The 23,622-nt window shown below is 30.8% G+C and carries 16 protein-coding genes and 1 tRNA gene; 16 read left to right on the plus strand and 1 reads right to left on the minus strand.

The window, feature by feature from the left end:
* From PHEL85_RS07830 to PHEL85_RS07875, 10 genes are all read left to right on the plus strand, one after another.
* Positions 1 to 2,271, plus strand: a complete 2,271-nt coding sequence (locus PHEL85_RS07830) for an alginate lyase family protein (protein ID WP_052108499.1) — start codon at positions 1 to 3, stop codon at positions 2,269 to 2,271.
* A gap of 24 nt (positions 2,272 to 2,295) precedes the next feature.
* Positions 2,296 to 2,670 carry a cupin domain-containing protein gene (locus tag PHEL85_RS07835; RefSeq protein ID WP_036823589.1) on the plus strand — a complete coding sequence of 125 codons (375 nt, stop codon included), beginning with the start codon at positions 2,296 to 2,298 and terminating at the stop codon, positions 2,668 to 2,670.
* 301 nt (positions 2,671 to 2,971) lie between these two features.
* Entirely contained in the window at positions 2,972 to 6,244 is a 3,273-nt protein-coding gene (locus PHEL85_RS07840; protein ID WP_036823592.1) for a SusC/RagA family TonB-linked outer membrane protein, read from the plus strand.
* 13 nt (positions 6,245 to 6,257) lie between these two features.
* Positions 6,258 to 7,685: a RagB/SusD family nutrient uptake outer membrane protein gene (locus PHEL85_RS07845; RefSeq protein ID WP_036826030.1), complete on the plus strand. Its 1,428-nt coding sequence runs from the start codon at positions 6,258 to 6,260 to the stop codon at positions 7,683 to 7,685.
* Positions 7,686 to 7,695: 10 nt separating this feature from the next.
* Entirely contained in the window at positions 7,696 to 8,619 is a 924-nt protein-coding gene (locus PHEL85_RS07850) for a hypothetical protein (protein ID WP_156109144.1), read from the plus strand.
* 22 nt (positions 8,620 to 8,641) lie between these two features.
* The gene (locus PHEL85_RS07855; protein ID WP_036823599.1) at positions 8,642 to 9,856 is read left to right on the plus strand and encodes a PKD domain-containing protein; all 1,215 of its coding nucleotides are present in this window, start codon (positions 8,642 to 8,644) and stop codon (positions 9,854 to 9,856) included.
* 288 nt (positions 9,857 to 10,144) lie between these two features.
* On the plus strand, positions 10,145 to 11,026 hold the full coding sequence (locus PHEL85_RS07860) for an NAD(P)-dependent oxidoreductase (RefSeq protein WP_036823601.1): 882 nt from the start codon (positions 10,145 to 10,147) through the stop codon (positions 11,024 to 11,026).
* A 217-nt stretch (positions 11,027 to 11,243) separates the two neighbouring features.
* On the plus strand, positions 11,244 to 11,948 hold the full coding sequence (locus PHEL85_RS07865; protein WP_036823604.1) for a FadR/GntR family transcriptional regulator: 705 nt from the start codon (positions 11,244 to 11,246) through the stop codon (positions 11,946 to 11,948).
* 521 nt (positions 11,949 to 12,469) lie between these two features.
* Entirely contained in the window at positions 12,470 to 13,771 is a 1,302-nt protein-coding gene (locus PHEL85_RS07870; RefSeq protein WP_036823609.1) for an MFS transporter, read from the plus strand.
* Positions 13,772 to 13,809: 38 nt separating this feature from the next.
* Positions 13,810 to 14,565 (plus strand): SDR family NAD(P)-dependent oxidoreductase, encoded by a 756-nt coding sequence (locus PHEL85_RS07875; protein WP_036823614.1) that lies wholly within the window; start codon positions 13,810 to 13,812, stop codon positions 14,563 to 14,565.
* Between the two features lie 218 nt (positions 14,566 to 14,783).
* On the opposite strand, the gene PHEL85_RS07880 is transcribed toward PHEL85_RS07875, so the two are convergent.
* A tRNA-Asn gene (locus PHEL85_RS07880) sits at positions 14,784 to 14,857 on the minus strand.
* Between the two features lie 195 nt (positions 14,858 to 15,052).
* Between PHEL85_RS07880 and PHEL85_RS07885 the strand changes: the two genes are divergently transcribed.
* The 6 genes from PHEL85_RS07885 (at position 15,053) to PHEL85_RS07910 (ending at position 23,568) form a co-directional block, all read left to right on the plus strand.
* A complete protein-coding gene (locus tag PHEL85_RS07885; RefSeq protein ID WP_036823617.1) occupies positions 15,053 to 17,785 on the plus strand; it encodes a 2-oxoglutarate dehydrogenase E1 component in 2,733 nt (910 codons plus the stop codon).
* A gap of 210 nt (positions 17,786 to 17,995) precedes the next feature.
* Complete coding sequence (gene odhB, locus PHEL85_RS07890) at positions 17,996 to 19,204, plus strand: 2-oxoglutarate dehydrogenase complex dihydrolipoyllysine-residue succinyltransferase (protein ID WP_200882337.1); 1,209 nt, start codon at positions 17,996 to 17,998, stop codon at positions 19,202 to 19,204.
* Between the two features lie 394 nt (positions 19,205 to 19,598).
* Positions 19,599 to 20,147, plus strand: a complete 549-nt coding sequence (locus tag PHEL85_RS07895; RefSeq protein ID WP_036823623.1) for a hypothetical protein — start codon at positions 19,599 to 19,601, stop codon at positions 20,145 to 20,147.
* A gap of 12 nt (positions 20,148 to 20,159) precedes the next feature.
* Positions 20,160 to 20,633 carry a helix-turn-helix domain-containing protein gene (locus PHEL85_RS17325; RefSeq protein WP_052108501.1) on the plus strand — a complete coding sequence of 158 codons (474 nt, stop codon included), beginning with the start codon at positions 20,160 to 20,162 and terminating at the stop codon, positions 20,631 to 20,633.
* Positions 20,634 to 20,639: 6 nt separating this feature from the next.
* Positions 20,640 to 21,062 (plus strand): hypothetical protein, encoded by a 423-nt coding sequence (locus PHEL85_RS07905; protein ID WP_036823626.1) that lies wholly within the window; start codon positions 20,640 to 20,642, stop codon positions 21,060 to 21,062.
* Between the two features lie 100 nt (positions 21,063 to 21,162).
* Positions 21,163 to 23,568 (plus strand): helix-turn-helix domain-containing protein, encoded by a 2,406-nt coding sequence (locus PHEL85_RS07910; RefSeq protein ID WP_036826036.1) that lies wholly within the window; start codon positions 21,163 to 21,165, stop codon positions 23,566 to 23,568.
* Positions 23,569 to 23,622: the final 54 nt, after the last annotated feature.

Genomic DNA, 23,622 nt, shown 5'->3' on the forward strand with positions numbered 1-23,622 from the left:
ATGAAATTAAAAAAAAGAATATCAAAAAGTATCGTATTTTTAATGCTGTTATCAGCTGTATTAGCTTGTAACAAAACAACTAAAAACACGAATGATGATGTAAAAAACGAAAGTTCACACCCTAGCTTAATTCTTACTACTAAAGGCGTTAAAGACATTAGAGCACAATTAGGTAATATACCTATTTTTGATAGTTCACTAAAAGCAGTTCAAGAAGAAATTGATGCAGAAATTGCAGCAGGTATTGAAGTGCCAATTCCAAAAGATTACTCTGGAGGATACACACACGTAAGACACAAACGAAATTGGGTAGTGCTACAAAAAGCAGGTGTTTTATACCAAATTTTAGATGACGAAAAATATGCCAAATATGTAAAAGATATGTTGATGCAGTATGAGGCAATTTATAAAACATTACCACTGCACCCAAAAACAAGGTCTTATGCAAGGGGTAAATTATTTTGGCAATGCTTAAACGATTCAAACTGGTTGGTATACGTGAGTCAAGCTTATGATTGTATCTATAATTATTTATCAGAAGAAGAACGAAACAAATTAGAGACTAATTTATTTAGACCATTTGCAGATCATATATCTATAGATAGTCCACAATTTTACCAAAGAGTTCACAATCATAGTACTTGGGGAAATGCTGCTGTTGGTATGATTGGCTTGGTCATGAATGATCAAGAATTAATTGATCGTGCTTTATATGGTATTAAAGGCAAAGAAATGGATAAAACTGCAAAAGATGATGATGGTGGCTTTATTAATAAGGATGGAAAAGCTGGTTTTTTAGCAAATATAGAAGAGCCTTTTTCTCCAGATGGATATTATAATGAAGGTCCTTATTACCAACGTTATGCAATGTATCCTTTTTTAGTTTTTGCTGAAGGGTTACATAATGTAAAACCAGATTTAAAGATTTTTGATTATAAAGAAGGTGTACTTTTAAAATCGATTAACGCACTTTTAAATTTATCTGATGCAGATGGCGATTTTTTTCCGCTTAACGATGGTCAAAAAGGAATGTCTTATTACAACAGTGCCTTGGTTACTGCTGTAGATATCTCTTATCATTATGGAGAACAAAATCCTGGTCTATTAAGTATTGCAAAACAACAAAATAAAGTCTTATTAGATGATTCTGGTTTGGCTGTAGCACTTGGTATTAAAAATGGATTAGCAAAGCCATTCGATAAAAAATCAATTAATTTATCTGATGGTCCAAAGGGTAAACAAGGTGGTGTTGGAATTTTAAGAAATGAAGATATGGAACTTGTTTTTAAATATGCATCACAAGGATCAAGTCATGGGCATTATGATAAATTATCATATTCTTTATATGAAAAAGGAGAAGAAGTTCTTCAAGACTACGGGCTATCACGTTTTGTAAATATTGAACAAAAAGGTGGCGGAAATTACTTAAAAGAAAATAAAACTTGGGCAAAACAAACTATCGCTCATAATACTGTTACACAAAACGAAACATCTCATTATAATGGTAAATATGAAATAGGAAGTCAAAATCATCCAACTTTGCATTATTTTTCTTCAGACAATAACAATGTAAAAGTTGCCAGCTCTAAAGTAACGAAAACATATCCTGGTACAGATATGCATAGAACAATAGCTGTTATTAAAGATGAAGATTTCGAAAAACCATACGTTTTAGATATTATGAAAGTGACTTCTGCTACAGTTAATCAATACGATTTTCCGTATTACTATTTTGGGCAAGTTTTACAAACTAATTTTAAATACAAAACACCACAAACATTAAAAACATTAGGCACTAAAAATGGATACCAGCATTTATATGTAGAAGGTACTGCAAATGCAAATAGTGATAACTCTAAATTTTCTTGGTTCAATAATAACAAGTTTTATACACTTACAACAGTAACAAATAATAAAGATGAATTATTATTTACTAGAATTGGAGCAAATGATCCTGAGTTTAATTTAAGAAGAGATCCAGCTTTAATGTTAAGACGTAAAAATGCTAAAAACACTTCTTTTGTTTCAGTAATCGAAGCACATGGTAGTTATAGTCCAGTTTCAGAGTCTGCATTTAACTCTAATAGTAGTATAAAAGAATTAAAAGTTGTTTTAGATACAGAAAACTATACTGCTATAAAAATTACAAATGTAAATGGTAATTCAAAGCTTTTTATAACAGCAAATAAGAATGCTTCAAAAAAAGCAAAACATACATTAAAAATTAACAATAAGAATTATGAGTGGTCAGGTTCTTATTATTTCAATTAAATAAAAATAAATAAATTATAGATTATGAAACGAGTTAGTGAAAAGTACGTTATCACAAAAGATATGGAATGGGAAGTACTTGGTGGAGGAGTCTCAAGAAAATTCTTAGGTTACGATAATCAAATCATGATGGTAAGCGTGAAATTTGATAAAGGAGCATTAGGTGCACCACATCAACATTTTCACACGCAAGCTACCTATTGTGTTTCGGGTAAATTCGAATTTGAAATTGATGGAGTAAAGCAAATTATAGAAGCTGGAGATGGCGTATATATTGAACCTAACTTATTGCATAGTGCAATTTGTTTAGAAGAAGGACAACTAATTGACACATTTAGCCCGGTAAGAGAAGATTTCTTAACTGGTGATGGACCATCATATTTTGGAGATAAAAAATAATTTAAAATAAATCTGCTTGTAATAGCGAGATTTTATAAACAGTTTTATTTAATTATGGAAACTGTATATAATTTCCATCTCAGTTATTAAATAGAGTACTCGCACAAAAGCAGGTAATTAATTTCTTTAGTTCTATTAGAGGGGATTTTATGAAATAATTAACAAAAATTTTTTAATATCAAAAAAATACATATATTTGGTTAACCAAATTGGTTAACCAAATAAGATGTGTAATAATATTCAAAATGGATTACTATTGTATATCTTATTAAAAAAATAAAACAATTCAAATTAATTAACGATGAACTTAAAAATTAAGTTAGTATTTATTACAATGCTTCTTTTTAGTGCTATCAATTATGCACAAGAAAGTGTTACAGTAAATGGAAATGTTACTTCTAAAACTGATAATGAACCTATATTAGGTGCCAATATCATCATTGAAGGAACAACAAAAGGAATAAGTACCGATTTTGATGGTAACTATAAAATTAAAGTTAAACAAGGAGATGTATTACAATTCTCTTACCTAGGCTTTAAAACTAAAAGTATAACTTTTATAAATCAAAAAACAATTAACGTAGCTTTAGAAGAAGATTCTAATGTTTTAGATGAAATTGTGATTGTAGGGTATGGATCTCAAAAACAAAAAAACTTAACAAATGCAGTCTCAAAAGTTTCAGGTGATGTGCTCGGAAAATCGATTACTCCTAGAATTGATGATGCCTTAAGAGGTAGAGTTGCAGGGGTTAATATTACTACAGCAAATACAGAAGCTGGGGGAGATACTCGTATCACTATTCGTGGTGCAGGATCTATTAGTGGTACATCTGCTCCATTAATTGTTGTTGATGGAGTTCCGATTGGAACAGACCCAGACTTACTAAGTAGTATAGATTCGAACAATATAGAATCAATAGAGGTACTAAAAGATGCTTCTTCAACTGCTATTTATGGGTCTAGAGGAGCAAATGGGGTTATAATAGTAACTTTAAAATCTGGTGTAGCTGGTGATACTAAATTTAGCTATAATACATATACAGGTTATAGATGGGCTAAGAAAAATAATAACTTTAATTTATCTATTGGCGAAGAAGAATCTAGGATAGATCGATTATTTGCAAATGTAAATTTGAGTGATGCTACACAGTTACAACTTGAAGATTTCAATGACGATTATTTAACGGCTAAATCAGAGTTAACGGCTCAAAAATATATAGCTGCTGCAAATGGAGGTGAAACAGATTGGCAAGATGTTGTTTTTAGTGGAGGTCAAGTTACTAGTCATTCATTCTCTGCAAGAGGTGGTTCTGAGTTATCTAAGTTTGATGCTTCTATTTCTTATATTAAAGATGAAGGGGTTTTTCTTGTGGATCAATTTGAACGTTATAACGCTAGATTAAAAGTTTCGTCACAAACAAAAAATAAGACCATTAAATATGGAGCTACAGTTAATGTTAGGTTTATAGATCAAGATAGATTACCTGTTTCATTTATTGATCCTATTAGACAAACTTCTTGGTTACCTGAATACTTAAACAAAGGTACGCTAGCATATGTAAACCCATACCCGAATGCAGATGGAAGTAATTTAAATGCCGACAATACAGTTATAGGTAGTACTTATATAGATGTTAATGATTTGACAGTAGGAAGTATTCCTTTAGAAAGTGCTTTTAATGGGTATTTTCAAGCAGATGGTAATGGAGGAATTGTAGTTGATCAAAACGGAAGTCCTGTTCCACATCCAACTTACGAAGGTTTAACAATAAGTTCTACAAACAATAACGGGCCTAGATCTTTTCTGGATTTAAGAGCAAGAACAAAAGATCAATTTACCGGTTTTGGATCTTCTTACATAGAGTTTAAATTGGCAAAAGGTTTAAAATTTAAGCAATCCATAGCAGGGAATTATAGAACAACAAGAAACACACGTTATATCAGTTATTTGTCAGATGAAGACCAATCACTGGAATCTAGAAGGGCAGATGAAGTATCTACTAGATTGCAGTTGAATGTTGAGTCCTTATTAACGTATAAAAAGAGTTTTGGCAAACATAATGTAAATGCATTAGCTGGTTTTACTTTTGATAAATTTAATTACACACTAATTAGTTTGGATGTGCAAGGTGTTTTTGCAGATGATTTTACCTCTAATATATCATTAGCAGATGCATCAAATTCACCAGAAACTTTTACATTTTTAGGAGAAGAGAAACTCATTTCTTATTTTGGTAGAGTTATTTATGATTATGATGATAAATATTTATTTACAGTTTCTGCTAGAACAGATGGTAGTTCTCGTTTTGGAATCGATAACAGATTCGGTGTTTTCTCAACTGCCTCTCTAGGTTGGAACATATCAGAAGAAAACTTTTTAAAAGAGAGCAATATCATTTCTAACCTGAAATTAAGAGCGAGTTATGGAATTTCTGGAAGTAATGCCATAGATAGTGATATTTTTAATTCTCTATACAGATCTCTAGCTTTAGCAAGTACAGTTCAGGTAGATGGTGCTACAGGTAGAAAAGTAACTAATTTAGGAGACCCAACATTGGGTTGGGAGCAATTGGTTGAAACCAATTTAGGTGTAGATTTCGGTTTTTTTAATGGATCTATAAATGGATCTGTAGATTATTACGATAAAAAAAGTGAAGATCTAATCTTAGATTTACAAGTGCCATCAGTAATTGGTTCTAACAATCAATTACAAAATATTGGTCAAGTAAAAAATTCTGGTATTGAAGTTCAATTAGATTCTAGAGTAATTAGAAAGGAAAACTTTTCTTGGTCTGTTTCTGGACAAATTTCAGCAAATAGAAATGAAGTGTTAAATTTAGGGGGTGCACAACAAATAGTTACTTCTCTTTCAGACGCAAACAGGCCAGTACAATGGATTACTGAAGTTGGTGGTCCTATATCTGCTTTTTATGGTTATGTACAAGATACAAGTAAAGAAATACCTGCATACGAATTTACAGAATCTGGAAATGGAGTATTTGATAGATACGATTTAGAATCTCAATCTGTGTTTGTAGTAGATATAAATGGAGATGGAATTATTGATGAAGACGATAGAACGGTATTAGGGAGTCCATATCCTGATTTTGAATGGGGTTTTGTCAGTAGTATAGACATATATGATTTTGATTTTAACTTTGCTTTAAATGGTTCTCATGGAGCGGAAAGAAGAGTTGGAGATATTGGAACTATTAGAAATTCTGATTTTTCTTCAGGACTTATAAATGGTAGTTTTACAGATAATAATCTAACGGCTCCAAGAAACTTAACATCAGCCCACATACAAGACGCATCTTTCGTAGCGTTAAGAAATGTTAGCTTAGGGTATACAATTCCTAATGAGTATATCAATAAATATGGTTTAAGTAAAGTACGATTATATGCCACAGGAGAACATTTGCTTTACTTTTTTGCAGATGGATATGAAGGTTTTAATCCAGAAGCAGCAGGTACTACTAGTAGTGGTGCAAATACACCAATTACATATGGTTATCAAAGAGGAGATGGACCCATCTCAAAAACAATCTCTTTTGGTTTAAATATTGATTTTTAAAAAACAACGTATAATGAAAAAATATATAATTTTAATAGCAATTATAACAACAGGTTTTTATTCTTGTTCAAGTGATACGCTTTCATTAAGTAGTCCAAACGATGTAACAGTTGAAGACCTTTTAACATCAACTACTGGATTTGAGCAAATTTTAATTGGTGCTTATGACGCATATCAAAAAATACCAACAAATGAGTACTTGCTAACAGAGATAAGGTCAGATAATGCAACCGTTGGTGCTCAGTTTGGTAGTCTTGCAACGTATGATAATTTTAGTATCACAGAAGATAATGTTGAAGTTTTTAACTACTGGTCTAATAATTATAAGGTTATTTATCAAACGAATTTAGTTTTAGATAATAGAGAAAACTTTTTAGCGCTTCCAGGTGCTGACAAAAGTGTTTTAGGAGAAGCTTATTTTTTAAGAGCACTTTCGCATTTTAATTTGGTTAGAATCTTCAGAGACATACCTTATGTAGATGGCGTATTAACCGCTGATAATTTTACAAATTATCCGCAATTAGCAGAGGCTACAACCTATGAAAAGATTAACGCAGATTTTGAAATGGCAAGAAGCTTATTAGAAGTAACTAATAATTCTAAAACAAGAGCTACTCAAGGTGCTGCAATAATATTATTGGCAAAATCTCTTTTAAGCCAACCATCTCCTGATTATATTGGAGCGCAAACACTTTTATCACCTTTGGTTGTTGATACTAACGAATTTGGATATAAACTTACAAATAATTTTGATGATATTTTTGCAAGAGGAGATGGCGGTGATGAAAATAATGAAGAAATTATTTTTAAAGTACCTTATACACAATCTAGTGGAAATCCAGTAACTAGTGATAGTGAAACTGAAGACCAAGTTCAATCTGAAGGAGAAAGATGGAGTTTTGATATGACTGAAAATGGTCAATCAAATGGATCTAACCTTGCTACCGCAAATTTAGAAACATTAATGACTATAGTTTTAGAACCAGTTAGATTCCCTACTACCATTGTAGAAGACACCTTTTTCGATGATCGTACTTTTAACAATAAGTGGATTCCTGATAATGGAGAGGGTTCTGGAAATGACTGGATTGTTTTAAGATATGCAGATGTTTTACTGTTATATTGCGAAGCAATAATAGGTGATACACAGTCAACAGATAATGCTGCAGCTATAGCAGCGTATAATAAAATAAAAGTACGTGCGGGTGTAGCTACATTAGATGCGGCAACAGAATCTTTATCACGTGAGGCATTACTTGCTGAACGAAGAATGGAATTTGTATTCGAAAATCAACGATTTTTTGATTTGGTAAGATTTGGTGTTGCTAATGATGTTTTGCAAGCGCATTCAGATGAAGCAGGATTGTTCTTTAATCCAAACGACATCTATTTAGGAACTCCTCAAAGAGAAATAGATAATTCAAATGGTTTCTACAAATAAAAATAAAAAAATGAGATATTTTAAAAATAACATAGGCATATTAAGTATATTTTTTCTGAGTTTGTTTTTAAGCTCGTGTGTTCAAGAAAATTTAGACCCAGATAATTATCCAGAAGTTGGACAGGTAGCAGATTTAACCCCACCAGAAGCAAATTTTTCATTTCAGCAAGACATTGTAGATTTTACTATTTTTCTTTTTATAAACGAATCTAAAAGTTCTACAGGTCAAATTTGGTCAATTCCAGATGACGCAGTTTTAGTTGATAATACAGCTAGCTTAACAGATGCAAATATAGAAGTAAAATTTTCTGGAGAAGGTGAGTTTTCTGTAGGTTTAATTGCTACAGATGACAGACCTACATCTTCAGAAGAACTAGTTCAAATTGTTAACGTTATTGAGCCTACAGAACCAATTATTCCTGTGCCAGAAATATTGGGTGGAGGATTTGAAGATGGCGATAATGGTTTTGATGGAAGAAACTTCTGGGGAAGAAATAATTCTTCAAATACCATCAAGAGAATTTCTGGGTTAAACGTATTTGGAAGAAGTACAGGTAGTAGAGTAAGAACAGGTACATATTCTGCAAAATTTGAAGATGGTGGAAGTAACCGTCAGGCATATCAAGAAATAATAGTAACACCAAATGTAAATTATAGATTAACGGCATGGATCAAAGTAGGTAGCAATACCACAGGATCTGCCCCAGAAGCTGATGAATTTAGATTATCAATATTAAATCAAACTTTTGATAGTTATGATCTTGCAACATGGGAAGCAGCAATTTTAGAATCGACAACCAAGGCTCCTGGTGATGATTTTGTAAAAATTTCTGTTATTTTTAATTCAGGAGACTTAGAAACTGTAGCTATATATATGGATTCTAAGGCCAGAGTTGAAGTACAAGTAGATGATATTTCAATAGAAGTATTATAAATATTAACATCAATAATTAATAATGAAAAATATAAAATTTAAAAGTAAGTTTTTAATTGTTCTAACGATTGCTATTTTTAGCATAATTACATCTTGTGAAGAAAGTAGGTTTGACCAATTTGATAAAGAATTTATAGAATCTATCGTAGTTCCTGTTGCTAGTTTTGAATTTACTATTCAAGATAAATTAGTAACTTTTACTAATAATTCACAAAATGCAGACACTTATAGCTGGAATTTTGATGATGACAATGCATTTGAATCTTTTGCAAAAGATACCGTATTTACCTTTTCAAATAGTGTAGAAACTGCAACTATAGTTTTAAATGCAAGAAATACAGCATCAAATGTTACTAATCAAACCAGTAAAGTATTAACATTTGTAAAAGCAGATTTTGAAGTTTCAGATTTAACGAATAAAACAGTTACTTTTCAAAATAATTCTATAGCTGCTGTAAGCTATTCTTGGGATTTTGGAGACGGTTTAGGTACATCAACAGAAGAAAACCCTACTTATATATATCCAAATTTTGGAACATATGCTGTTTCTTTAGTTGTAACAGATACTTTTGGAAATGAAGATACTATTAACACCGAAGTAGTTGTTGCAGAACCTGGAGCAGGAACCTTCGAAGCAACAATAATTGCTGGAGATTTTAACAAGGATAATTGGGGAGGCAATATACAAAATCCTTGGGCTGTAAACCCAGATAATAGTAGTGATTATGATTTTTGGGATAATATAGCATTAGAAAGTGTGGTTCAGGCTTTAGAAGGTGGTTCAGATAAAGGATCTACATCTGGTACTTCAAATTTAACACCTGGTTCTTTAAAACTTGACAAGGCAAGTAAAAGAGCTTATCAGCCTATAAATATAGAAAAGGACGTTGATTATACAATTACAGCATACGTAAAGAACAAAAATGCAAATAATGGAGATTTAGTCGGTACTTTTTATGTACTTCCATACATCCCTGCAGATGAAACTGTAATTTTAACTAATAACATAATAGCTAAAAAAGTATTTGCTTCTGAATCTGGAGCTTGGGATGAAGCTATTTTTGAGTTTAATCCTACTACTGTTTTTTCATTTGATCAGAGTGCTGTAGATAAGCAAGATGACGATATATTAACTAGTGTAAATCAACAATGGGTTATCTTATACTTTGTTCCTGATTTAAGTACAGCAGGCGAAATAAACTTAGATGATTTTAGTATTGCAACCAAAGGTTTTTAAAAAAACATTAATAAATTAAAAGGTTTTGTTTAAGCCTAATAATATCAACATTTCTATTTGGTAACGCTATCTGTTATGCACAAGATAGCAGCAGCGTTACTAAATCTATTGTAAAAGTTGATTAAAAAAAAGAAGAAGAAACTTCTTCATTTATCTTTTTGGTGTTTTGTAAATCAACAACTAAATCGAATACAAAAAATATAGAATGCACACATATTGTTAAAGCAATATAATTTTAATAAAGTGCATACATCTTATAACATTAATTATTAAATAAATAAGTTAAATATGAAAAAACCTACTATCGGATTTATCGGACTTGGCCTTATGGGTGGAAACATGGTTGAAAATCTACAAAAAAGAGGTTTTGAGCTAACAGTAATGGATCTTAATAAAGATGAAGTTGCAAAAGTGATGGCTCGTGGTAATGCTACAGAAGCTAGCTCTCCAAAAGAATTAGCTGCAAAAAGCGATATCATTATGTTCTGTCTTACAACTTCAGCTGTTGTTGAAAAGATTGTTTATGGTGAAGAAGGTATCCTTGCTGGTATTAAAGAAGGTGCTGTTTTGATTGATTTCGGAACTTCTATTCCTGCATCTACAATAAAAATAGGTAAAGCCCTTGCAGAAAAAGGTGCTGGTATGATTGATGCGCCACTTGGACGTACACCAGCGCATGCAAAAGACGGACTGCTTAATATTATGGCAGCAGGTGATAAAGACACTTTCGAAAAAGTGAAACCAGTTCTTGATGAACAAGGTGAAAATGTATTTTATTTAGGAGCTCTTGGTGCGGGTCATACAACTAAGTTAATCAATAACTTTATGGGTATGACAACTGTTGTTGCTATGTCTCAAGCTTTCGCTGCAGCGAAATTAGCAGGTGTAGATACGCAACAATTATATGATATTATGTCTTCTGGACCTTCAAACTCCCCGTTTATGAAATTCTGTAAACATTATGCTGTAGACAATGTGAGTGATCTAGGTTTCTCTATCAATAATGCTAATAAAGATTTAGGATATTTTGTACAAATGATGAATGACCTTGGTACAACTTCAAAAATAGCAGAAGCTACTTCGAGTAACCTTAAAGATGCAGTATCTGCTGACATGGGTAACGGAAATGTTCCAGAAATATTCGATTATTTCATGAAGTTGAAAAAATAAATAGTGAGCTATTTTAAAAATGAAATGTTAATGAGTTTAAAATTTAGTGAATTTAAACTTATATAAACCAATTTATATATTGTACACAGATCAAATATTGAATAAAAATAGATTATACACATTATTAATGTAAATAAATATAAAATGTGTGTAATCTATTAATTTAACTATTAAATAAAGTTTTATATTTGCCATTGATTAAATAACACCATAAACCATGAAATTAGAGATACTTACAAAATCTGACAATTCTAATATTCAAAAAGAGATTATATCTAAAATTAGAGATTTAATAATTTTGAAAAACTTAGAACCAGGTGATAAACTACCATCAGAAAGAATGTTATCTGATAAGTTTGAAGTATCAAGAAGTAATGTTAGAGAGGCAATTCAAAAACTAGAGTTTTATGGTTTATTAAAATCAATTCCGCAAAGTGGAACTTTCGTTGCAAACATTGGTGTTATTGCAATGAATGGTATGATTGAAGATATTTTAAGACTAGATGAACCAGAATTTAAATCTTTAGTAGAAACAAGAATTTTATTAGAATTAAAAACAGCGAGATTAGCTGCTATAAGAAGAACTGAAGACGATTTATTTAAAATGAATGAAGCGCTTCTTGCCTATAAAAAAAAGGTAGAAAATGGAGAAGATGCAGTACAAGAAGATTTATTATTTCACTTAGCAATAGCAAAAGCTAGTGGAAATAGTACAATGAATACTTTTATGCTAATTATTACTCCAGAAATAATTACAAATTTCCAAAAACACCATGTCTGTGATGCAGGTTTATCCAAAAGAGGAATAACTGATCACCAAGCTATTTTTGATGCAATAAAAGATAAAAATCCACAATTAGCAAAACAAAAGATGAAAGAGCATTTTAAAGAGCTTTACAATTATTGCTATAATTTAGAATAAATATAATACCAAAAAAATTATATCTAACTATAAAATAAGCTTAACAAAAAAAAGCTAGATAATTTAGGTTATACATCTACTTTTGACACTTCATTAAAATATTAATATCAGTTTAGTAACTCTTACTACAATTTCAAAATAATTATTATAAAATCACTTCATTAATTTTATAATTAATTCTTTATATGTTAAAAACCAGGGATATTATTTCCTTTTTTTAGAATAGCAAGACATATAAATCGCTATTTAAAGAAATCAAATCACACATATTCAGTGATTTATAAATAATCAACAAACTACCTTTTTATTTTAATAAAAAAACATATCTTTGGTAAACCAATTTGGTAAACCAATTCTTTTTAAAAATTATATAAAACATTTATAACTTTAAGAATTAAGTATAATATTAATTTTGAAGTTGGTTTATTAGAAGCCTTTTAGATTAGATATTTAATTTAAAACTTCTTATTGAGATAATAACAATTATATAATTAAAATTAAACACATAAAAACCAAATAATATGAAGATAAAAGGATTAAGATGGTGGGTAATAGCTTTGATAGCTTTAGCTACTGTTATTAACTATATTGACAGACAAGCTTTACCTGTTCTTTGGCCAGATATTGCTCAGGACTTATATCCAGATAAAACATCTGATCAAAGAAAAGAAATTTATGCATTTATCTCAACAATATTCATATTTTCTTATGCATTTGGACAAGCAATTTTTGGGAAAATTTTCGACAAACTTGGAACAAGAATAGGTTTTACATTATCAATAGGTTTTTGGTCTATAGCAACAGCTTTACATGCTTTTGCAAGAGGAATATTTACATTAAGTATTTTCCGTTCTTTATTAGGTATTTCTGAAGCTGGTAACTGGCCAGGAGCTGCTAAAGCTAATGCAGAATGGTTTCCAACTAAGGAGCGAGCATTTGCACAAGGTCTTTTCAATTCAGGTGCTGCTATTGGAGGTATTATAGCTTTCCCTGCAATTGGATTACTATCTGTTTATTTCGACTGGCAATCGATTTTTATATTGGTAGGTGTAACAGGTCTAGTATGGCTTATTCCTTGGTGGATTTTAGTAAAATCACCACCAAAAAAACACCCTTGGATTACAGATGAAGAACGCACATACATATTAACTGGACAAAAAAACCAGGATGAAGATGATGATGGTGAATTTGATGAAGGTTATAATCCAGAAACTGGAAAGATGTTAAAACATAAAGAAAGTTGGGGAGTTATTATTGCATCTGCTGCTCTAGATCCTATTTGGTGGTTGTTTATTTTTTGGATTCCAATTTACTTAAACGAGGTTTATGGTATGGATGTTAAATCAATTGGATTTTATGCTTGGGTACCTTATGTAGGAGCAATGTTAGGAGCATGGTTTGGAGGACTATTAGCACAAAATCGAATTAAAACAGGTTGGACAGTTAACAAAACGCGTAAGATGGTGATTACTCTAGGGTGTTTAATTATGTTACCTGCTTTACTAGCAATGGCAGATCCTGGAGGGCCTGAAACAGCTGTGATATTAATGGCAGTTATTTTATTTGGCTTCCAAACAGCAATTGGAAATGTGCAAACCTTGCCAAGTGATTTATTTGGAGGAAAAACTGTAGGTACACTATCTGGATTTGCAGGTATGGCTGCAAAATTAGGAGCATTTGGATTAACTGCTTTGGTGCCTTGGTTAACTTCTGGTGGTAATTATACACCTGCATTTATTATTGGTGCTGCATTAGCTATAATTACTATGGCAAGTGTATGGATTTTGATTCCAAAAATTGAGGCTTTAAAATCAAAGAAATAAATTAATTATTAACGAATTATATTAAAAATTATATAAAGATGAGTAAAAAAGTAGCTGTTATTACAGGTGCTACAGGAGGAATAGGATTCCAAGTAGCAAAAAGATTAGGACAAGATGGATATACTGTAGTATTAAATGGTATTGAAGATGAAGCAGGAGCTCAAAGAGTAAAAGAACTTACTGAAGAAGGAATTACTGCAGAGTATTTTGGATTTGATGTTACTAGCGATGACGCAGTAACTTCTAATATAAAAGCAATTGGTGAGAAATATGGTAAAATAGATGTGCTTGTAAATAATGCAGGTGGATTAGGTGGTAGATCTAGATTTGAAGAAATGACAACTGAATTTTATAGATTTGTTATGGCTTTAAACCTTGATTCTGTATTTTTTGCTTCAAGAGCTGCAATTCCTTTCTTAAAGAAAGGTGAAAACCCTACCATAATTAATTATACGTCTAATGCTGGATGGAATGCAGGTGGACCAGGTGCTGGTATTTATGGAACTTCGAAAGCAGGAGTACATGCAATTACTAGAGCTTTAGCAAAAGATTTAGCTGAGTATGGAATTAGAGTAAATGCAGTATCTCCTGGTACAATTGATACCCCTTTCCACGCACAAATAAAAGCTACTAAACCAGAAGTTTTTGCTTCTTGGGCTAACAACATCATGTTAGGTAGATTAGGTCAACCAGAAGAAGTTGCTTCTGTTGTTTCTTTCTTAGCTAGTAAAGATGCTGCTTTTATTACAGCAGAAACTATCCAAATTGGTGGTGGACAAGCTTTAGGTATCTAAATTAAGACCCCAGCAAATTATAAAAACCTCTTTGTAAGAAATTACAAAGAGGTTTTTTTATGCTAATTATATAAATAATTAAAATACAACAATCCAATATAAAACTAAGTATTTAAAAAGAAGAAAAATCTATACTATTCGAAATCAGATATGTTAACATTAAAAGTGAGTTTTTTGTAAATAAAAAAGCCTTATCATAAATGATAAGGCTTTTTTTGCTCCCTCTCTAGGACTCGAACCTAGGACCCTCTGATTAACAGTCAGATGCTCTAACCAACTGAGCTAAGAAGGAGTTTGCTTCGCATAAATTGCGATTAGCGAGTGCAAATATATATCTTTTTATAACATAGACAAACACTTTTTTAAAAAAAATTAAAAAAAACAAAAAAAATTATTTGTATAAAACTTATGAAATAAATTACGCTTTATGACAAATATCGTATTTTTGTTCGTCTAGATAGCTTATTAAAAAAGCAACAATTATAATATGGATAAATTTTCGTTTTTAAACGCAGCACATACAGGCTTTATAGCTGATTTATATGATAAATATTTGGTAAACCCAGATGCCGTAGAACCAAGTTGGAGAAGCTTTTTCCAAGGGTATGATTTAGCAAATGAAAATTATTCTTTAAAAGATGATGATTCTTCAGTAGAAATCCCTCTAGAAGTTCGTAAAGAATTTTTAGTAGTAGATTTAATTAATGGATACAGAACTCGTGGACATTTATTTACAAAAACAAATCCGGTAAGGGAAAGAAGACAATATGAACCTAATTTAGATATCGAAAATTTTGGCTTGTCCGAAAACGATTTAGATATCGAATTTTCAGCAGGTGAAATATTAGGTTTAGGAAAAACTAAACTTTCTAAAATACTTACACATTTAAAAAGTATTTATTGTGATTCTATTGGTGTAGAATATATGTACATGCGTAATCCAGAGAAATTAAAATGGTGGCAAGATCGCATTAATGAAAATGACAATCATCCAAAATACACTGGCGAAGCTAAAAAATATATTTTAGGTAAATTAAATCAAGCTGTAACTTTTGAAAGTTTTTTACAAACAAAATATGTTGGTCAAAAACGTTTTTCTTTAGAAGGTGGTGAGGCTTTAATACCAGGTATTAGTGTTGTACTTAGAGATGCTGCAGAAAAATTTGGTGTAAAAGAATGTGTTTTGGGAATGGCACACAGAGGTCGTTTAAACACATTAGTAAACATTTTTAAAAAACCAGTAAGGGATTTATTTAGTGAATTTGAAGGAAAAGATTTCGAAGACCAAAATATAGATGGAGATGTAAAGTACCATTTAGGTTTAACATTAAGTAAAACTTATAGAGATGGTAATGAAATTAAAATGAACTTGGTTCCAAATCCATCACATTTAGAAACGGTTGCTTCTGTTGCAGAAGGAATTACAAGAGCAAAAATAGACAGAAAATACAATGGTGATTCTAGTAAGATATTACCAATAGTAATTCATGGAGATGCAGCAATAGCTGGCCAAGGTATTGCTTATGAAATAGTACAAATGGCCAAATTAAATGGTTATAAAACGGGTGGAACTATACACATAGTTGTAAACAACCAAATAGGTTTTACAACGAATTATTTAGATGCACGTTCTAGTACCTATTGTACCGATGTTGGTAAAGTAACTTTATCTCCGGTTTTACACGTAAATGCAGATGATACTGAAGCTGTTTGTCATGCAATGGAAATTGCATTAGAATTTAGAATGCGATTTGAATCTGATGTATTTATTGATTTATTAGGATACAGAAAATACGGTCATAATGAAGGTGATGAACCTCGTTTTACCCAACCAAAACTATACAAAGCAATTTCTAAACATCAGAATCCAAAAGACATTTATGCAGCACAATTAATTGCTGAAAATTCTATAGATAATTCTTACTTAAATCAAATTACTACTGAGTTTAAACAAATGCTTGAAAAAGAATTTGATGAAGCTAAAAAAGTAAATACATCTAAGGTTAGAGAATTTATGGAATCTACTTGGAAAGGCTATGAACGTCAGCAATTAGATACCATGTTACTTGCTGAAGACACAAAATATGATATTGAGAAATTAAAAGGTATTGCAAAAGTAGTTTCTACCGTACCCGAAAATGTAAAATTTGTAAGAAAAGCAGAACGTATTTTAAATGGTAGAACAAAAATGGCTTTTGAAACCAATCAATTAGATTGGGGAATGGCAGAAAACCTTGCTTATGGTTCTTTAATGGAAGAAGGTTATAATGTTCGTATTTCTGGGCAAGATGTAGAAAGAGGTACTTTTTCTCACAGACATGCTATTTTACGTGATGAAATTACAGAAGAAAGAATAAACTTATTAAATACAAACCCAAATAATAAAGGACAAATGACGATTTATAACTCGTTATTATCTGAATATGGTGTTCTTGGTTTTGATTATGGTTATGCTATGGCAAACCCTAATACCTTAACAATTTGGGAAGCTCAATTTGGAGATTTTTCTAACGGAGCTCAAATAATGTTTGATCAATATATTTCTGCTGCAGAAGATAAATGGAAATTACAAAACGGAATAGTTGTTTTATTACCTCATGGATATGAAGGACAAGGTTCTGAGCATTCATCTGCAAGAATAGAACGTTATTTACAATTATGTGCTATTGATAACATGACAGTTGCAAACTGTACAACACCTGCAAATTTCTATCATTTGTTACGTAGACAAATGAAACGTAACTATAGAAAACCTTTAATTGTATTTACACCTAAGAGTTTATTACGTCATCCAAAAGCTGTAAATTCTATTGAAGATTTAGCAACGGGAGAATTCCAAGAAGTAATAGATGATACTTTAAACCCAAGTGGCGTTAAAAAATTAGTTTTCTGTATGGGTAAATTCTATTATGATTTACTAGAAGAAAGAGAAAACCTAAACAGAGAAGATATTGCTTTGGTTAGAATAGAGCAATTATTCCCTTTACATTTAGAGAAAATTCAAAAAGTTATAGATAGATACCCGAATGTTACAGAATACATTTGGGCACAAGAAGAGCCAAGAAATATGGGTGCTTGGAGCTTTATGTTAGAACGTTTAGAATTGGTAAAATTAAATGTACGTTCTCGTAAATATTATGCAGTTCCTGCAGCTGGTTCTAGTACAAGATTTAAGAAAAGACATAAAGCTGTAATAGATAGTGTTTTTAGTAATGAGTAAGCGCGTTAAGGATTTACACCGTTCAGCTACTTTTTTGTAGCTTTAACCTTTTTTGCTGTCAGTTCGAGTGAATTTGCGAAGAATGAGCAAATTTGTATCGAGGACAAAGCAAAAAAGATATAGTGGAAAGCCTGTTAAAACGCCCAAATTATAAAAAGAAATTAAAATTAAAAGCTGATAAAAACTCAGCATAAAGTAAAACAAGAACTGATGATTTTAGAAATGAAAGTTCCTTCACCAGGAGAATCGATTACAGAAGTAGAAATTGCAACGTGGTTAGTAGAAGATGGAGATTATGTTGAAAAAGACCAAGCTATTGCAGAAGTAGATTCTGACAAAGCAACGTTAGAATTACCTGCTGAAGAAGCTGGAATTATTACCTTAAAAGCAGAAGAAGGTGATGCTGTTGCAGTTGGTGCAGTTGTTTGTTTAATTGACACAAGTGCTGCTAAACCAGAAGGTAATGTAACAACAACTGAAGCTTCAAAAGAAGAAAAGAAAGTTGAAGAAGTAAAAGCGGCTCCAAAAACAGCAACTTACGCAACTGGAACTGCTTCTCCTGCTGCTAAAAAAGTTTTAGCTGAAAAAGGAATTGCTGCTTCTACAGTTAAAGGAACAGGAAAAGATGGTAGAATTACTAAAGATGATGCTGTAAAAGCAGTGCCTTCTATGGGAACGCAACCTGCAAATGGTTCTAGAGGAACTTCTCGTAAGAAAATGTCTATGTTACGTAGAAAAGTTGCAGAACGTTTGGTAGCTGTAAAAAGTGAAACGGCAATGTTAACAACTTTTAACGAAGTAAACATGCAACCAATTTTTGATTTACGTTCTCAATTTAAAGAAGATTTTAAAGAGAAGCACGGAGTTGGTTTAGGGTTTATGTCTTTCTTTACTTTAGCAGTTGTAAGAGCCTTAAAATTGTATCCAGATGTAAATTCTATGATTGATGGAGATTTCCAAATCAAGAATGACTTTCAAGATATATCTATTGCAGTTTCTGGACCAAAAGGTTTAATGGTTCCTGTAATTAGAAATGCTGAAGATTTATCTTTTAGAGGTGTAGAATCTGAAGTAAAACGTTTAGCTATTAGAGCTAGAGATGGACAAATAACGATTGATGAAATGACTGGTGGAACTTTTACTATTACAAATGGTGGTGTATTTGGTTCTATGTTGTCTACTCCTATCTTAAATCCTCCTCAAAGTGGAATTTTAGGAATGCACAACATTGTAAACAGACCAATGGCAGTAAATGGCGAAGTTGTAATACAGCCAATTATGTATGTTGCTTTGTCTTACGATCACAGAATTGTTGATGGTAGAGAATCTGTTGGTTTCTTAGTTGCTGTTAAAGAAGCTTTAGAAAATCCTGTTGAATTATTGATGGATAACAACCCAACAAAAGCATTAGAAATGTAAATCTAGATTGTTAGATTTTTAGATATAAAATCCTGAGCTTTTGCTTGGGATTTTTTGTTTGAAGCTATTTCCTGCTTTCTCTACTCGCTTTTTTTAGGTTTGTTCTCGATACAATTTTTATTCCTTCGTCATAAAAATTACTCGAACTGACACCTAAAAAAGAGCTCAAACAAACCGCTCAATCAGGGCTAAACTTGTTTGTTGGCTTTTTCCTTTTATTAAAAAGAAAGGTTTTGCTTGGTGTTTTTTGTTATAAATGGATAATTACTTTTCAATTACTAATGATATGGTTGTAATATTATTAACATCTTATTATTTATTTTAGAGACTAATTTTAGTAATTTCATAAAAATCAGTTAAATTTGTTGGAAAAATAAACCTACAGGTTGATTTTATGAAAATAATTGGTACATTTGCGGTAGTGGAAGACAGTTTATATTCGGTTCAATATGAATCGGAAGAGCTTCACGAATTTGCAAAATGTTTTGAATTATGGAACAATCCTGTTTATTTAAGAGAATTTTTCGAAAAAAATATAGAAGACTTAAAGCATTCTTTTTGGAATGGCATAACTATTGAAGATGCTATTAAAAAGACTAGAGAAGATGCAATTGCTTTAGAAGATGAGCTTATGTATATTGCAGAAAAAGGTAAAACAGAAAAATACGAAACACTTTCTACCTTATTTGAACCCTTATCAAAAGGAAATATAGGAGAGTATGAACGAGACAAAGCTAGAGGTTTTGTTAGACCAAGTTGGCTTCGTATTTATGCAATTAGAATTGATGCTAACTTTTTTGTTATTAGCGGAGGAGCTATAAAGTTAACAAAGACAATGAATACTTCTGAACATTTATTATTAGAATTAAAAAAACTGGAGTCTACTCGTAACAAATTAATCGATGAAGATTCTGATGATTTAATTTATTCTGAACTAAATTAAAAGACCCCAAAAATGAGTGTTGATAAAATAAAAAATAGACTTAAACAAAATTCAATAAAAGATACTTCTTGGATTGAAAGAGCAAAGTTTCGCAAAGAAAACAAGGAATGGTTAGATGTTTCTTTTTCTATTGCAGTAAAGATGATGTCTTTACTTTCTGAAAATAAAAAAAATAATGCTTACCCATCAAGCCAGAAAGAACTATCTGAAAAAATGAATTGTTCAGCTCAATATGTAAGCAAGCTATTAAAAGGGGAAGAAAAATTAAATATTGAAACCATATTAAAAATTCAAAAATCTTTAAAAATCAATATTATAAATAATAACTTTAACAGCAAGAAAGTTGAAATTATCGCCCAAAAAGATGCTATTTATAAAACTCCAAAAGCATCAGTAGTAAAAAACTACAGAAATTTAAATGGAGTTATTTCGTATAATTTCAGTGAAAACAGAAAAATTTCTAATCATAATGTTTATTCAGCATAATTAATTATGACTAAAATTGGTTTTAATCTCAACAAAATTAACACATTGCAATTTGCAATAATAGATGATGCTTTTAATTCTGAACTTGATGAATTTAATGTAGAAACCAACCTTGGATATGGTTTAGATACAGAAAGTGATTCAATGTTATCATTAGTGAAAATTCAATTTGAGCAAAAAGAAGTCCCGTTTATGATTATTGAGGTTTCTTGTGAGTTTGATGTAGTAAAAAGTTTTTGGGATAAATTTAAAGACTCAGAATCAATTATAATTCCTAAAGGTTTTATGGCTCATTTAGCAATGATTACTGTAGGAACAACAAGAGGTATCTTACATGAAAAAACAAGAAACACAAAATTCAATGAATTTATAGTTCCAATGATTAATGTATCAGAAATGATAAAAGAAGATGGTGAATTTAGTAAGTAATTTATAATAAATTAGCAACAATTTTATACATCCCTTGCTTTTTGCTTGGGATTTTTTATTAAATAATTTTTAATTATTTACCTTGCATCAAAAAGCTACAATGCCAAAAAATCCTGAATTAGAACTTGCCTTTAATTTTATCAACAAAACAGATAGAAATCTTTTTATCACAGGAAAAGCAGGTACAGGTAAAACTACTTTTTTACATAAAATTAAAAAAGAATCTTTAAAAAGAATGGTTATTGTAGCACCTACAGGTGTTGCAGCTATTAATGCAAAAGGAGTTACTATTCATTCATTTTTTCAAATGCCTTTTGGTCCTATTTTACCAAATCAAATTGCCAATACAAACCAGCAACGTAAATTTTCTAAAACTAAAATTGATATTATAAAATCGTTAGACTTAGTAATTATCGACGAAATTTCTATGGTCCGTGCAGATTTATTGGATGGAATAGACCAAGTAATGCGTCGTTATAAGAATAGAAATAAAGTATTTGGTGGTGCACAAGTTTTAATGATTGGAGATTTGCAACAATTAGCGCCAGTTGTAAGACCAAATGAATGGAGTTTATTAAAACAACACTATAATACTGTTTACTTTTTTAGTTCTAAAGCATATCAAGAAGCAAACGTAGTTTCTATAGAATTGAAACATATTTATCGTCAGAAAAATGAGGATTTTATCAAAATTTTAAATGAAATTAGAACAGATACTCTTTCTGATGCTTCTGCAAAAATTTTAAATGAACGCTACAACCCTACCTTCTCCCCTACTAAAGATGAAGGGTACATTACATTAACAACACACAATAAAAGGGCGAATTTAATCAACGATTCTGAACTGAATAAGATTAAAAATAAAAGCTACTTTTTTGAAGCAGAAGTTTCTGGTAAATTTAATGAAAACGCATATCCTAACGATTCAAAATTAGAGTTAAAAGTGGGTTCTCAAGTGATGTTTATCAAAAATGATTCATCACCAGAAAAAAGATATTTCAACGGAAAAATAGGAATTGTAACTAATCTTTCAAGAGAAAATGTTACAGTGCAATGTGCTAATGAAATAGATGAAATTGTTACAGAAAAAGAAATGTGGGATAATGTAAATTATTCTATCAACGATGAAACTAAAGAAATTAAAGAAGACATTATTGGTTCTTTTACTCAAATTCCTTTACGTTTAGCTTGGGCAATTACCATTCATAAAAGTCAGGGTTTAACCTTCGAAAAAGCAATTATAGATGCTGAAGCTTCTTTTGCTCACGGACAAACTTATGTTGCTTTAAGTAGATGTACTTCTTTAGAAGGTTTGGTTTTAAAAACGCCAATTACAAGTAGCGCAATTATTAATGACAGTACTGTAAGTGTTTTTAATGAAAGTGTAGAAGAAAATCATCCTGATGAAAGTATTTTAAATGAATCTGAAAAATATTTTCAGTTGAATTTAATATCAGAATTATTAGATTATCAACCATTTTTATATCCAGTTTCTAGAATGATTGATATTTTTTATAAAAATAGAACTAGTATAAAAGGTGATGTAATTGATCATTTACAAACTATAAAAGATGATGGAGTTGTTGCGTTAATGAAAGTTTCTAACGGATTTAAAAAACAACTTTCACAAATTTCCGAAGAAAGTATTCTACCTGAAAATAGTTCTCAAATTCAAGAACGATTTACAAAAGGAGTCGATTATTTTTTAAGTCAAACTATTACAAATATTGTTCAGCCATTATCAAAGGTTTCATTTTCTTCAGATAACAAAACAGTTAAAAAAGATTTTTCTAAACAATTTGATATCTTACAAGAACGATTGGAAGAAAAAACTTTCGCATTAAATAAAATGACAGAAGGTTTTAAGGTGAAAACCTATTTAGAAGTAAGAGCGAATGCTGTTTTACAAAAAACAGAACCTACCAAAAAGAAGAAGAAACTTTCTACAAGAAAAGACCCTTTATTGGCTTTAAAATTACGAGAATTACGAGATGAAATTCGAATTGCAGAAAACATACCAGCTTTTCAAATTTTTACACAAGAAACATTGTATGCAATGTGCGACGCTTTACCAAGATCTGAAAAAGAACTTTTAAAAGTTGCTGGAATGGGAAAAATCCGTGTTAAAAAATACGGAGAAGAAATCTTAGAAGTTATAGAACAATATTGCAAAGAAAACGGAATTAATAAATTTAACGAACAAAAAAAAGAAGACAAAAAACCTACCAAACAAATCACTTTAGAATTGTTTAAATCTGGTTTATCTGTTAAAGAAATAGCCAAAGAACGCAGTTTAACTACAGGCACTATAGAGAGTCATTTGGCAAGTTACATTCCTACTGGAGATGTAGATATTTTAGAGTTAATTCCGATTAAAAAATATAAAAAACTTGTTGATCAGATTGAAGAAGTAGAATTTAAAAATTTAACTGAACTGAAAGAAAAAGTAGATAAATCTTTTTCTTACATGGAATTAAGAATGGTTTTATTGTCTTTAGATAATTAGCATAACGCCTTCATATCTAAAAAGTTAATTTTTCACTTTATAAACGTTTGAGTT

The organism is Polaribacter sp. Hel1_85 (assembly GCF_000766795.1).
Taxonomy (GTDB): domain Bacteria; phylum Bacteroidota; class Bacteroidia; order Flavobacteriales; family Flavobacteriaceae; genus Polaribacter.

Bases quoted from the DNA above. Each gene is read 5' to 3' on its own strand.
- PHEL85_RS07830 (WP_052108499.1), top strand. From the start codon at position 1: ATGAAATTAAAAAAAAGAATATCAAAAAGTATCGTATTTTTAATGCTG.
- PHEL85_RS07835 (WP_036823589.1), top strand. From the start codon at position 2,296: ATGAAACGAGTTAGTGAAAAGTACGTTATCACAAAAGATATGGAATGG.
- PHEL85_RS07840 (WP_036823592.1), top strand. From the start codon at position 2,972: ATGAACTTAAAAATTAAGTTAGTATTTATTACAATGCTTCTTTTTAGT.
- PHEL85_RS07845 (WP_036826030.1), top strand. From the start codon at position 6,258: ATGAAAAAATATATAATTTTAATAGCAATTATAACAACAGGTTTTTAT.
- PHEL85_RS07850 (WP_156109144.1), top strand. From the start codon at position 7,696: ATGAGATATTTTAAAAATAACATAGGCATATTAAGTATATTTTTTCTG.
- PHEL85_RS07855 (WP_036823599.1), top strand. From the start codon at position 8,642: ATGAAAAATATAAAATTTAAAAGTAAGTTTTTAATTGTTCTAACGATT.
- PHEL85_RS07860 (WP_036823601.1), top strand. From the start codon at position 10,145: ATGAAAAAACCTACTATCGGATTTATCGGACTTGGCCTTATGGGTGGA.
- PHEL85_RS07865 (WP_036823604.1), top strand. From the start codon at position 11,244: ATGAAATTAGAGATACTTACAAAATCTGACAATTCTAATATTCAAAAA.
- PHEL85_RS07870 (WP_036823609.1), top strand. From the start codon at position 12,470: ATGAAGATAAAAGGATTAAGATGGTGGGTAATAGCTTTGATAGCTTTA.
- PHEL85_RS07875 (WP_036823614.1), top strand. From the start codon at position 13,810: ATGAGTAAAAAAGTAGCTGTTATTACAGGTGCTACAGGAGGAATAGGA.
- PHEL85_RS07885 (WP_036823617.1), top strand. From the start codon at position 15,053: ATGGATAAATTTTCGTTTTTAAACGCAGCACATACAGGCTTTATAGCT.
- odhB (WP_200882337.1), top strand. From the start codon at position 17,996: ATGATTTTAGAAATGAAAGTTCCTTCACCAGGAGAATCGATTACAGAA.
- PHEL85_RS07895 (WP_036823623.1), top strand. From the start codon at position 19,599: ATGAAAATAATTGGTACATTTGCGGTAGTGGAAGACAGTTTATATTCG.
- PHEL85_RS17325 (WP_052108501.1), top strand. From the start codon at position 20,160: ATGAGTGTTGATAAAATAAAAAATAGACTTAAACAAAATTCAATAAAA.
- PHEL85_RS07905 (WP_036823626.1), top strand. From the start codon at position 20,640: ATGACTAAAATTGGTTTTAATCTCAACAAAATTAACACATTGCAATTT.
- PHEL85_RS07910 (WP_036826036.1), top strand. From the start codon at position 21,163: ATGCCAAAAAATCCTGAATTAGAACTTGCCTTTAATTTTATCAACAAA.